The 10,067-nt window shown below is 68.7% G+C and carries 15 protein-coding genes; 5 read left to right on the top strand and 10 right to left on the bottom strand.

Annotation, left to right across the window (positions count from 1 at the left end; translation table 11 throughout):
* The first annotated feature begins 71 nt into the window (after nucleotides 1–71).
* On the top strand, nucleotides 72–623 hold the full coding sequence (locus tag AB0K03_RS19600; RefSeq protein ID WP_364686749.1) for a kinase: 552 nt from the start codon (nucleotides 72–74) through the stop codon (nucleotides 621–623).
* A gap of 71 nt (nucleotides 624–694) precedes the next feature.
* On the opposite strand, the gene AB0K03_RS19595 is transcribed toward AB0K03_RS19600, so the two are convergent.
* On the bottom strand, nucleotides 695–1,288 hold the full coding sequence (locus AB0K03_RS19595; protein WP_364686746.1) for a hypothetical protein: 594 nt from the start codon (nucleotides 1,286–1,288) through the stop codon (nucleotides 695–697).
* A gap of 538 nt (nucleotides 1,289–1,826) precedes the next feature.
* Here AB0K03_RS19595 and AB0K03_RS19590 point away from each other — a divergent pair.
* The 4 genes from AB0K03_RS19590 to AB0K03_RS19575 all read left to right on the top strand — a co-directional run bounded on the left by AB0K03_RS19590 (nucleotide 1,827) and on the right by AB0K03_RS19575 (nucleotide 4,449).
* Nucleotides 1,827–2,057 carry a hypothetical protein gene (locus tag AB0K03_RS19590; RefSeq protein ID WP_364686743.1) on the top strand — a complete coding sequence of 77 codons (231 nt, stop codon included), beginning with the start codon at nucleotides 1,827–1,829 and terminating at the stop codon, nucleotides 2,055–2,057.
* Between the two features lie 134 nt (nucleotides 2,058–2,191).
* Nucleotides 2,192–3,118 carry a GH25 family lysozyme gene (locus AB0K03_RS19585; protein ID WP_364686740.1) on the top strand — a complete coding sequence of 309 codons (927 nt, stop codon included), beginning with the start codon at nucleotides 2,192–2,194 and terminating at the stop codon, nucleotides 3,116–3,118.
* Between the two features lie 78 nt (nucleotides 3,119–3,196).
* Nucleotides 3,197–3,460: a hypothetical protein gene (locus AB0K03_RS19580; RefSeq protein ID WP_364686737.1), complete on the top strand. Its 264-nt coding sequence runs from the start codon at nucleotides 3,197–3,199 to the stop codon at nucleotides 3,458–3,460.
* Between the two features lie 158 nt (nucleotides 3,461–3,618).
* On the top strand, nucleotides 3,619–4,449 hold the full coding sequence (locus tag AB0K03_RS19575) for a hypothetical protein (protein WP_364686734.1): 831 nt from the start codon (nucleotides 3,619–3,621) through the stop codon (nucleotides 4,447–4,449).
* Nucleotides 4,450–4,603: 154 nt separating this feature from the next.
* Here the strand turns inward: AB0K03_RS19575 and AB0K03_RS19570 are convergent, their stop codons facing one another.
* From AB0K03_RS19570 to AB0K03_RS19530, 9 genes are all read right to left on the bottom strand, one after another.
* Entirely contained in the window at nucleotides 4,604–4,882 is a 279-nt protein-coding gene (locus tag AB0K03_RS19570) for a hypothetical protein (protein ID WP_364686731.1), read from the bottom strand.
* A gap of 260 nt (nucleotides 4,883–5,142) precedes the next feature.
* Nucleotides 5,143–5,358, bottom strand: coding sequence for a hypothetical protein (locus tag AB0K03_RS19565; protein ID WP_364686728.1), 216 nt, complete (start codon nucleotides 5,356–5,358; stop codon nucleotides 5,143–5,145).
* Nucleotides 5,359–5,399: 41 nt separating this feature from the next.
* Nucleotides 5,400–5,747 carry a hypothetical protein gene (locus tag AB0K03_RS19560; protein ID WP_364686725.1) on the bottom strand — a complete coding sequence of 116 codons (348 nt, stop codon included), beginning with the start codon at nucleotides 5,745–5,747 and terminating at the stop codon, nucleotides 5,400–5,402.
* A 15-nt stretch (nucleotides 5,748–5,762) separates the two neighbouring features.
* Complete coding sequence (locus tag AB0K03_RS19555; protein ID WP_364686722.1) at nucleotides 5,763–6,194, bottom strand: hypothetical protein; 432 nt, start codon at nucleotides 6,192–6,194, stop codon at nucleotides 5,763–5,765.
* Nucleotides 6,194–6,469, bottom strand: a complete 276-nt coding sequence (locus AB0K03_RS19550) for a hypothetical protein (RefSeq protein WP_364686719.1) — start codon at nucleotides 6,467–6,469, stop codon at nucleotides 6,194–6,196. The genes AB0K03_RS19555 and AB0K03_RS19550 overlap by 1 nt, the downstream gene beginning before the upstream one ends.
* A 6-nt stretch (nucleotides 6,470–6,475) precedes the next feature.
* Nucleotides 6,476–7,015, bottom strand: coding sequence for a hypothetical protein (locus AB0K03_RS19545; RefSeq protein WP_364686716.1), 540 nt, complete (start codon nucleotides 7,013–7,015; stop codon nucleotides 6,476–6,478).
* Nucleotides 7,012–7,806, bottom strand: a complete 795-nt coding sequence (locus tag AB0K03_RS19540; RefSeq protein ID WP_364686713.1) for a hypothetical protein — start codon at nucleotides 7,804–7,806, stop codon at nucleotides 7,012–7,014. Before AB0K03_RS19540 ends, AB0K03_RS19545 begins: the two co-directional genes overlap by 4 nt.
* Nucleotides 7,803–8,708, bottom strand: coding sequence for a PKD domain-containing protein (locus tag AB0K03_RS19535; protein WP_364686710.1), 906 nt, complete (start codon nucleotides 8,706–8,708; stop codon nucleotides 7,803–7,805). Before AB0K03_RS19535 ends, AB0K03_RS19540 begins: the two co-directional genes overlap by 4 nt.
* Nucleotides 8,709–9,002: 294 nt before the next feature.
* The gene (locus AB0K03_RS19530) at nucleotides 9,003–9,989 is read right to left on the bottom strand and encodes a hypothetical protein (protein ID WP_364686707.1); all 987 of its coding nucleotides are present in this window, start codon (nucleotides 9,987–9,989) and stop codon (nucleotides 9,003–9,005) included.
* Nucleotides 9,990–10,067 lie beyond the last annotated feature (78 nt).

Genomic DNA, 10,067 nt, shown 5'->3' with positions numbered 1-10,067 from the left:
GTGACGTCGGCCGCTGAGGCGTCCGACGTCACGGACATGTCCGCGACGTATCTGACCAGCTCAGGAGCGTTATGAATTCCTTGACGGTCGGTAAGATCGAGCAGGACTACCTGCGCCGGGTCGTGCTGCGCGAGCACGACAGCAGCAACGTGGGCCCGGTCGCGCCCGGCTTCATCACTGCGGTCGCCCGTAGTGCCCTCGACACCGGCTATCACGTCGTACTCGAAGGGATCCTGCACGCCGACCGCTACGGCACCGGGTTGCGCAACCTGCTCGCCGAGCATCCCGGGCCTTCACACGTCTTCTACCTCGACGTGTCCTTCGAGGAGACCGTGCGCCGCCACGCCAGCCGCGCCGCAGATGTCAACTTCACCGCGGAAGACATGCGCGCCTGGTACGCCGGTAAAGACCTGCTCGGCGTAGCCGGAGAGCACGTCATCGGCGAGGACTCGACGTTCGAGCAGACTGTCGCCACGATCCTGCACATCAGTGCACTGACGGATCTGCCGCCGCGAACGGCATGCCCGAACAGATGTCCGCGATGCGCCGACGATCGGTCGCCGCAAGTGTCCGGCCTGCAACGCGTCCAGGTGTCGGGACGTGCCGTGGCACCGGAGGGATAGAACGATGACCGCCTTCAACCCGCCGAATGTCAGATAGCGGGAGTTCTTTGTCAGCTCCCCGCCGATCTCAGCTAGGCGTAGTCCCTGGTCACGACCGTGGCGTCGTACGCCGTCCATGACGCCTGGGCAGATTCGGGGTAGACCCGGATGTCATTGCCACCGCTGGAGGAACCGACAGAACTGGCGGGTTCTTCGAGGTCACGCGGCCGCTCTTCGCTGTCGAACGCCTTCCGGTCGGGGCCGGGCACCATATCGGGTATGTGAACCTTGCCTCGGATGGTGGCCGGACGCGGCACCGACGGTCCACCGGCTGCGCCACCCGACGAGCCCAACGCGGCGGAGGTGTACTCCGTTTCGCGCGGCGGTTCTTCGCTGTCGAACCGGCCCGGCACGTCGGCGGCTTCGACCCGCCACCTGACGTCGAGGGTCTGGGTGACTCGCAACCGTTCCGCCGTGCCAGGTTCCCGCTGGAGTTGTGGAGCTGGCTCCTGCCGCTCTTCAGAATCGAACCTCGAAGGCAGCTTCTGCCGATCCAATGTCGTCGCGCCGGAGGCGACGGCGGCCTGCGGCGCGGCGTCAGGTAATCCCTGGTAGGTCACGTAGTGGGCCGGGTGGATGCCGAGCATCAGCGCGCATAGCACCTGGCCGCACTTCAGCAGTTGCACAGCTGTAATTCTGCCTCGGCCGTGCAAGTCAGCGACGGTAGCGGTGCGCTGGCCACATCGGGTCTATGGACGAGGACCAAGCGGGCCGGGGTTCGCACGGGCGGCGTCGACGAGCCGCTGCCGGGCGGCACGTTGGGCGGCCCGGCAGGCGGCGTCGGCGGCTTCTAAGACGGCGCGCCGGGCTTCCCGTCGGCGGACCACGCATCGTGCGCCGTCTCGTACGCCTTGCGCGTCGCGCACCCTGATCCGTTGTCGGTGGCCTGCGGAACGAGCTAAGCCCCACCTGCCGCGCGGCCGTGGCCGGCAGCTCGTTCGGTGACCTCGCCGACGTAGTCGACTCTTCCCGCCCCGTTCCCCGATCGCAACCGCCGGATCCGAAGCTGTGGATAACCCTGTGGAACAGGCACCGTCCTCGCCCAGGACCAGCTCATACGATCCGCGGCCATCCCCGCGGGATGATCCTCACCGTCTGGGTCGTCAACGCTGACGGCGGTACGCTACGGCGCAGGTGCGAGGGCGTTGGAGAGGCGTTGGAGCCATGACCACCCAGCACGTCGAGCAGGTCCGGGCTGACATCTGCGACCCGGAGATCCTGCGCCGGGTTCGGTGCGCGGTCGACGAGCTCGACAGCGACGACGCCGCCCAGTTCGCCATCGATCATGGAGTCGCGCCGCCAAGCAACGCCGCCGGCTGGGAGCTGTTGCTGCGCATAGAGGCCAACAGGAGCGACGAGTCCCTGGTGTGGGTGCTCGTCACCGAAACAGACTGACGCCTAGATCCTCACTCGGCTTCAGCGAAGCCAACAGGTGACCGGGTCCGACCGCCGTAAACCTGTCGCAGCCTCGCGTTACAGTGAGATCACTGTCCCCCGGCAGTCGCTCCACTCTCGATGAGAGGAGCGCTGTGGCCGAGCCCATCACCTGGCTCGTCGACATCTCGCACTGGCAAGGCGATATCAACATCGCCCAGATCGCCCGCGAGGGCTACACCGCCTGCGTGTGCAAGGCGACCGAAGGCACTGCCTACGACGACCCGACCTTCGACCGCAACATCGCCGCAGTCACCAAGGCCGGGATGATCCCGGGCGCCTACCACTACCTACGCGACGGTGACGGCGCCGCACAGGCCCGCCATTTCCACCAGCGGGTCCGCAAGCTCGGCGGCCCCGACGGATGGCTCATCCAGCTCGACTGCGAATCCGATGGCTACGGCCCCGAGATGGCCGCCTGGGCCGCGGAGTGGAAGCGCCTGACCGGCAACCATCCGTTCCTGATCTACTCCGGCAGCTGGTGGTGGCCGCGCACCGACGGATACCGCGGCGCGGCGCTCACCCCGTACCTGTGGCACTCGCATTACGTCGACGGCAGCGACATCGGCTCGATGCTGTACCGCCAGGTCGCCGACTCGTGGTGGAAGCCCGGCTACGGCGGCTGGCCGAAGGCCACCATCTTGCAGTTCTCCTCCTCCGGCAAGGTCGCCGGACGACAGATCGACGTCAACGCCTTCCGCGGCACCGTCGAACAGCTGCGCGCGCTCACCCGCACCCCGAAGCCAGCCCCGGCAAAGCCCGGCACACCGAGCACGCCACCACCGACGCAGGAGATCCTGCGGGAGTTGCCCATGCTCAAGCGCGGAGCAACCGGAGTGAGCGTGCGCGTCCTTCAGGCACTGCTCAACGTCCGCGGCCAGGACATCGCCGTCGACGGCGACTTCCGCACGGCCACCGAAACGGCGGTCAAGGCCGAGCAGCACGAAGCCGGACTCGCCGTCGACGGTGTCGCCGGGCCGGCCCTCTACTCGGTGCTGCTGCTCGGCACCAACATCACCTGACCCCGAAGCCGGGCCGCCGTCACCGCGTCGGTCCAGGCACCGGCCGTCCCACCCATCGCTACCTGCGAAGGAGCTCGCATGATCCCGCAGAATCCCACCGCGGTCGGCGTCGTGGTCTCCACGACACTCAAAGCCGTCCTGGTCGCCATCGCCGCCCTGAACATCCTGCCGCTCGACGACGACCAGATCGCCGCCGTCACCCTCGCCCTGGCCGCCGTCGCCGACCTCGCCGTCTACTTCGGCTGGGTCAAGCCGCGCGTCGACGACCAGGTGGCGACCGCGCTGGCCACCCCACCGCCGGCCGTTGCGCCCCGGCCGGGCCGCAGCCGCAACGACATCTGACCGAGCCAGCTCATCTGGAAGGGAGCCGAACATGGACCAGCCGCCCTGCGGCGACCGTGACCCCGAAGCCAACGCCGGCGATCCCGTGGACGACGGATGGGACACGCCCGCCGCCGAGCCGGCCGAGGCGCCCGCACAGCAGAGAGGAGGTCCCGATAGTGGCCAGCTGGATTCTGGTGCCGAGCCTGGTCTCTTTGCGTAACGAGTTCAACCGGCTCGCCCCGGACCGCGCCAAGGCCTCGGACGGTTCCATCGGCGACACCTCGCACGCGGCGAGCTCGTCGGACCACAACCCCGACGAGACCGGCAACACGCCGTCCGAGGACGCCGACCGCGTCAACGAGGTCCACGCCATCGACGTGGACGACGACCTGCGCAAGCCAGGCTGGACCATGACCAAGTGCGTGGAGATCATCGTCACCCGGCACCGCGACGGCCGCGACAACCGGCTGCAGAACGTCATCTACAACCGCCGCATCTGGTCCCGGTCCTGGGGCTGGACGGCCCGCCGTTACACGGGCGCCAACGCCCACACCGAGCACGCGCACTTCTCCGCGCGTTACACGACCGCCCAGGAACGCGACACCCGCCCGTGGGGGCTACTCGAGGAGGACGACGTGACCAAGAGCGAGTTCACCGCCTGGATGACCGAGTGGGCGCGCAGCACCGCCGGCCGGGAATCGCTGGCCCGCGCGGTGCTCACCTACGACCCCGGCAAGGACGCCAACGGCAAGGTGCTCCCGGGCGGCATCGTGAACCCGGGCGCCGACGCTGCGACCAACCCGACTGTCGGCGCCGCTTGGGCGTTCAACCGGGCGGTCGTGGCGGCCATACTCGGCTACCAGGTCAGGGACCGGGTCGACGAGGTCGAGGCTGCGGTGAAGACACTGGATCAGCAGGTCAGCGCCCGCGTCGACAGGGTGCAGGCCGCAGTGAACACCCTGCTGGAACGCACCCCGCCTCCGCGCCCGAGCACCCCCGCGCAGTGATGTAACACAGCTCCCGGTGGCCCGGCAGCTCGCCGACACCGCGTCCTTTCGAAACTCCAGCGGCCGTGACGACTTCCGGCCCAGCAACATCGCTCCAACCAGCGCCCAACATGGAATCGCGCAACCTGGGCCGTCGAGGCTGTGTACCGCATGGTCAATTGGAGGCTTCGGTAGCGGCCGCCGCGCTTGATCGCCTTGCCGGCTGCTGTTCCCGAAGGCCCTCACGTGCCTCGTCGTTGAGGTCTTGCGGCCGGTGCACGGCGATCCAGGCCTCTACCTCCTCCCCGCGCCAGACCTTGCCTTGGTCCAACTCCGCTGCCGGCCTCGGAAAGTCTTTCCGGCTGGTGATCTGATACACGCGTTGCCGGCTGAGGAAGCCCAATCGGACGCGGATCTCATGTGCGCCCATCAAGCGAAGCTTCGGATGCCTCATACCCGTGACTATAGGCATGCGACAACCAGGCGTCGATGGCTTCACGTACCAACGCCCCCATGCGCAGGTCGGTCGCTGTGATCGGGCTGTCATCGCGTGCTCCCCGCGGCTGCGGACCGTACACCGCCGGTCAGGAGTACTGCGCGCTCGGCCGGGGCATGGCCGGCACAGCAGAAAGCAGGCGGCGCTTGAAGCGCGAGATCGCCCCAGCGTCATTCTCACCGCCGTTACCCGTCCCGGTTGACCAGCTGGATAGGCAGTTAGCCGTCCATGGCCCGGGCGAAGCTGTCGTCGGCTTCGTCGTCGGACCACTCATCGCGGCCCTCAAGGTCAGCGCTCGCGGGCGGCGCTTGCAACGACGCGTCGAACTTGGCCACCTCACTGTCCGGCGCATCACGGGTCCACCAGGCGTAGATGAGATTCAGCAGCGACGGTAGCGGCAACTCGAGCGGATCCTGCCCGGTCGTGAGAAGCACCCGGCCCTGGAACGCGGGCCAGCGGGCGACGGCAAGATGAATTAGCCGCCACCCGACCCAGTAGGGTGGCCGGACCACTGCTCACACACGTACTCGAAGATCCGCATCGCGTCCTCAAAGTCGAACTCATCGCGGGTGTTGAGCAGCCGGCGGCGGAACACCATCAGCGACGCCGGGTCCAGGGTCTGCTCGAAGAAGTCGAGCACGGCGGCGACCTGGTCCTGCTCACTGCGGTTCGATGACGCCGCGGCGACCAGGTACGCCACCTGCGCGTTCTTCGGTGCCTGGCACACCATCCTTATCCCGTCGAGCACGAACTCGACCGCCGGCAGCCGGGGCCCGGCATCGGCGGCTGCCTTTGTACTCGTGGTGAATTCCCGCATCCTCATCCCCCTGTCGTTCGGTTAGCGGCGCACGATCCGGAACCCCGACTGGCGCGCTTCGTGCTCCATCGCCTCGCGCAGCCACGGCTGCGGCCGGGTACCCGGATGCCTGACGATCGTGGTGAACACGACCTGCCCGCCGGTCTCGAACCGCAGCACCCCACCGGGACGGCGCGGCCGGATCGCGTGCGGGCCGGTGCCGTCGTGGACGTATTCGGCGTACTCGACGTCGTTGGTGACCAGCCCGTACACCGTGCCGCGGCGCACGCCGACCTCTTCGCGGTGCGCCGAGCGCAGCCGCCCGCTGTCGACCGGGCAGGTCAGCACCGCCCGGGTACGCACCCGCCGGGCGACACCGCGCACGAACGTGAGCACCGGCCCGACCGGGCCGGTGAGCAGCCGGCGCATCTCCGGCTGGAACAGGTCCAGACGGGCCTTGATCGTGACGGCCATCAGCGACCCCGCGCCCGACGCCCCGGCCGTTCCCCGGCCTGCTCGCCGGGCGCGAGCGCAGCACCGGCGGCGGGCGGCTCGCCGTCCCCGACCGGCGCCATGTCGTCGCCGCCGGTGGGTTCCGGCGACTCAGGCACGGGCAGGACTTCGTAGCGACCGGCGTCGACCAGGGCAGCCAGTTGCGGCCCCCACGACAGCGTCGACACCGCCCCGTCCGGCACGCCCGGCATCGGCCATAGCGCCCGCACCGTCACCAGCTCACCCACGGTCGGCATCACCGCTCACCTCATCTCGTCTACGCAAAGGGCGGTCAGGACCGTCACCAGCACCTCTTGCCCGACGCAGCCGCCGGACGGTCCGACCGACGACTGCTCCGCGACGAACAACTCATCCACGGCCTCCGCCTGGCGCAGGTCGACCAGGACCGCCCGGCGGATACGCGCGGCGTCGTCGGACAACGTGCGGGCGGCGTCCTCCAACAGCTCATCGCTGGGCGGATTGCCGTAGTCGTCGGCGGCCGGCGCGCACCGGGCGCTGCCCGCGCCGAGCTCGACCGCCCAGAACACGCCGTCGTCGCAGCCGTCGCCGACCGGTGTGCCGCGCGGGTTCGGGAACTCTTCGGCGGTGCTTGGGTACACCCGCACGATGCGCACCCACGCCTGCCCGGCGCAGCAGTCATCGATCGCGACATCCCGGCCGGGCACCACCGCGCACGACGCGGGTGCCCCACCCACCGCGTCGCTCAGCGCCTCCCGGATGGCGGCACGCAGCCCGACCGCGATGGGCCACGCCACATCGTCCGCCAGCACCGGCGCGGTCACGACGTCCGCCGGCGCGGTGACGGCAGGTCCGGCGACCACACGACGCTGTCGCGCGGCAACCCGTACGGGTTCACCGCGGCCAGCCACCCATCGACCTCCGGGATCCCGGTCATCCCGTCACGGGCCAGCCTCGCCGGGTCGACAAACTCGGTGTGCACGCCCTGACGCACGATCGAGGCGACCCGGCGCGGCAACCGGCACTTCGTGTCCCCGACCGCGGCCTTGGCGATCTCGCACGCCAACTGCCCGCCCGCCCACCGGCCCGCCGCCGGCACCGGCACCCCACGTTCATAGGTGACAACGAACGCGCCCGGCTCGTCGTCGCCGGCGGTCAGCTCCTGCCGGGCCGGCCACCGCCCGCCGTCGGTACGGACCAGCCAGCGCCGGTTGTCGACCCGGTACACCGACGCGTCCAGCACCTGTCCGTCGATGCGCACCTGCAGCACCCGCTGCACCCCGCCCGGCAGGCTCACTTGCACATCCTGGTCGCAGCCACAGTCGGCCGCGGGTCCGAGGCCGGGGCAGCCGCAGAACGTCGTCCATCCGGGCAGCTCCGGCGACAGGTACAGCTCCCAGCGCCGCCACACCCGCACCCCAGGATGCCCACGCGGCACCGGCCGCACCGTGGTCGAGCACACCCCGAACTGGCGGCCCGACAGCATCCACAGCAGCTGCCCGGCCACCTCCACGGCCAGCTCGCGTACCGGCTCGGGATACTCGTCCCAGCCGGTGCATTGCTGCACGTCGACCGGCCACTCGCAGGAGCCGCCCGGCCCGAGCGGGCCGGTCATCCGATGGCGACGGACAGGAACCGCTGACCGCCCGAGCTGGTGTCGGTCACCGTCACCAGATACGTGCCGGCCTCGGCGTAGTCGTGCGTCGCCGCAGCACCCACCGCCGGGCCGGGGGTCACCCAGCCGTCGCCCCAATCGAGGGTGTACCCGCCGGCCGGGGCGAACGAGGCGGTGAACGTCGCCTTCAGCCCGTTCGCCGTCACCGTGCCCTCGGCAGGCCGCGGGACCAGCCCGGCGGTCGGGGCCGGCGGCGGCAGCGTCGTCCAGTCCAAGTGCAGCAGATCCTGCTCACCCATCGGATCGGCCAGCGGCGCCACCCCGGCCGTGCGCAGGTACACCGGATAGGGGCCGGTGCCCCACTCCGGGTTCTCCACCGCCTTGCCGGTCAGGGTGAAGTTCGCGGTGCCGTTCTCGATGGTGAAATCGCCGATCTGCCCGTCGAGGATCTGCGGCAGCAGGAAGTACCCGAAGCGGGGCCTGCGGTTCACCGCGGAACCCGAGCAGCGCTTCTGCGCGGTGCCCGACCAGAGCTCCAGGGCGACCGCGGAGTCTTGGTTCACCGCCGAGGTCACCCGCAGACCGGTGCTGACACCGTCCTCGTCCACGACGATCGGTGAGCCGGTGAACAGCGAGTACAGCTCCGGGTCGACCCGGCACGCGGTGACCGTCACGTTGTAGAACTTGATCCGCCGCCGCGCCGGCACATACACACACGAGTCACCGTTGGCATCGCGCTGGTCAATCTCCTCACCGTCGTCGACCTCGGCGGAATACTCGACCGACACGAAACCCTTCGTGACGACCTGCACCGGCCAGCCACCGGTACCCACGACGGGATCACCACACGGGCCCAGCTTGGTCGCCCGCAGCATCTTGCCCTTGACAGGGGTATCAGTCACCGCAGCCATCTGGCACGTCCTCAACAGTTCAGGAGGTCGGTGCCCGGCCCGAAGCCAGCGGCGACGTTCAACGGTGATCGTATCTCATGCATGCGTTGGTGCCGTGTGGCCGCAGCCACCCGCGGGCGGAACGCAACCCGCTGAACTGGAACAAGTGTTGCCTATCGGAGAAGGACAGCTGACTTACTCGGGGGGCCCATCGCATGGAGCGCGCCAGGTGCGGTTCGGTACGGGTCTGCGTTGCCGCGCACCGCGAACGCTTCGGCTCCGTGTCCGGCGCACGATGCGGCGCGGCTAGAACGGCGGCTCTTCCGGATGCAGAGCGCGGGCCGCATCCTCGGCAGAGTGATACGACAGCATGTGAATTTTCGGCTTACCGGCCAGGTGCCGTCGCTCGAGGGAGTGCTGCCAATGTCCAGGGTCGTACAGGCTCTTGCATGTGACCGTGATCGGGTCGTCGTCGCCATAGGAGACGATGCCGCGTGAGGTCACTGCCCACTGCGGGGGGCACAACTGCCAGATTGGGCGCCGGTCAGGATGGGATGCCGCGACAACGAGCGCATCGCGGAGGCGGCTGAAGTACTGCGCCACGTCAAAGCCGTCACTGGTGCCACCCCGTTCGAGCGCTCGCCCGATGCGGACCATGATGTCCGCTACCTCGTCTCCTTCGCGCCACGGCACCAGTTCGAGTTGGCGGCCCTCCTTGTTCTCAACCACGAACTCGATGAGCTCGCCGTTCTCGATCCCGAATCCGTTGGCTGAGTAGTGCATGCTGCCTTCGTCGAAATCGACACGGACGTAGAGGTTCCACTCCTCCGAGACGCAAACCCGTGGTCCACGTTTGGGCTGGATGAGCCCAAGTTCGTGCGCACGCGCCAGTGCGTGCTCGACGGTTGTCCGAGACGGAGAGTGAACGAGCATATCGAACGCTGCGGAGTCGCGCTCACGCTCTTCTGCTAGCCGCGCGGTGACGGACGCTGCGACGTCTTCGAGGCGTCGTTCTACGTCGGCCTCGAAAGTAGACACATGGTCGGCGATCGCCTGTACCTGGGTTGCGGTCTCGACCTTTACTTGCTGGATCCTTCGGTCAATTCCTCGATTGAGGAGGTAGATCGGAACGACCAACAGGACCGCTGACCCGAGGTTGACGAGGACACCGGCCGCCCACTCGCCGGCCTCTGGAGTGAGGACGAGTGCGTAGAGCACCATCGCGAGCCCGAGGACGGTCGCGACTACTAGAGCTAAGTCGGTCTTGTCCGGCTTTCGTTTGAAGAGGTTCATCACCGTCATTGTGGCGCTTGCTGTCGAGTGTCTTCACCCGTTGGAAGTACCCGCGTGCGTAGCCGCTGCTGTCGTTAA

The organism is Actinoplanes sp. NPDC049316 (assembly GCF_040677315.1).
In the GTDB taxonomy this organism is placed as follows: domain Bacteria; phylum Actinomycetota; class Actinomycetes; order Mycobacteriales; family Micromonosporaceae; genus Actinoplanes.
This window is presented reverse-complemented; position numbering and strand designations above follow the sequence as displayed.

What these genes read in the sequence shown, in the direction of transcription:
- AB0K03_RS19590 (WP_364686743.1), top strand. Translation starts at nt 1,827, where the DNA reads ATGACCACCCAGCACGTCGAGCAGGTCCGGGCTGACATCTGCGACCCG.
- AB0K03_RS19600 (WP_364686749.1), top strand. Translation starts at nt 72, where the DNA reads ATGAATTCCTTGACGGTCGGTAAGATCGAGCAGGACTACCTGCGCCGG.
- AB0K03_RS19540 (WP_364686713.1), bottom strand. Translation starts at nt 7,806, where the DNA reads ATGACCGGCCCGCTCGGGCCGGGCGGCTCCTGCGAGTGGCCGGTCGAC.
- AB0K03_RS19555 (WP_364686722.1), bottom strand. Translation starts at nt 6,194, where the DNA reads ATGGCCGTCACGATCAAGGCCCGTCTGGACCTGTTCCAGCCGGAGATG.
- AB0K03_RS19580 (WP_364686737.1), top strand. Translation starts at nt 3,197, where the DNA reads ATGATCCCGCAGAATCCCACCGCGGTCGGCGTCGTGGTCTCCACGACA.
- AB0K03_RS19570 (WP_364686731.1), bottom strand. Translation starts at nt 4,882, where the DNA reads ATGAGGCATCCGAAGCTTCGCTTGATGGGCGCACATGAGATCCGCGTC.
- AB0K03_RS19560 (WP_364686725.1), bottom strand. Translation starts at nt 5,747, where the DNA reads ATGAGGATGCGGGAATTCACCACGAGTACAAAGGCAGCCGCCGATGCC.
- AB0K03_RS19530 (WP_364686707.1), bottom strand. Translation starts at nt 9,989, where the DNA reads ATGAACCTCTTCAAACGAAAGCCGGACAAGACCGACTTAGCTCTAGTA.
- AB0K03_RS19550 (WP_364686719.1), bottom strand. Translation starts at nt 6,469, where the DNA reads ATGCCGACCGTGGGTGAGCTGGTGACGGTGCGGGCGCTATGGCCGATG.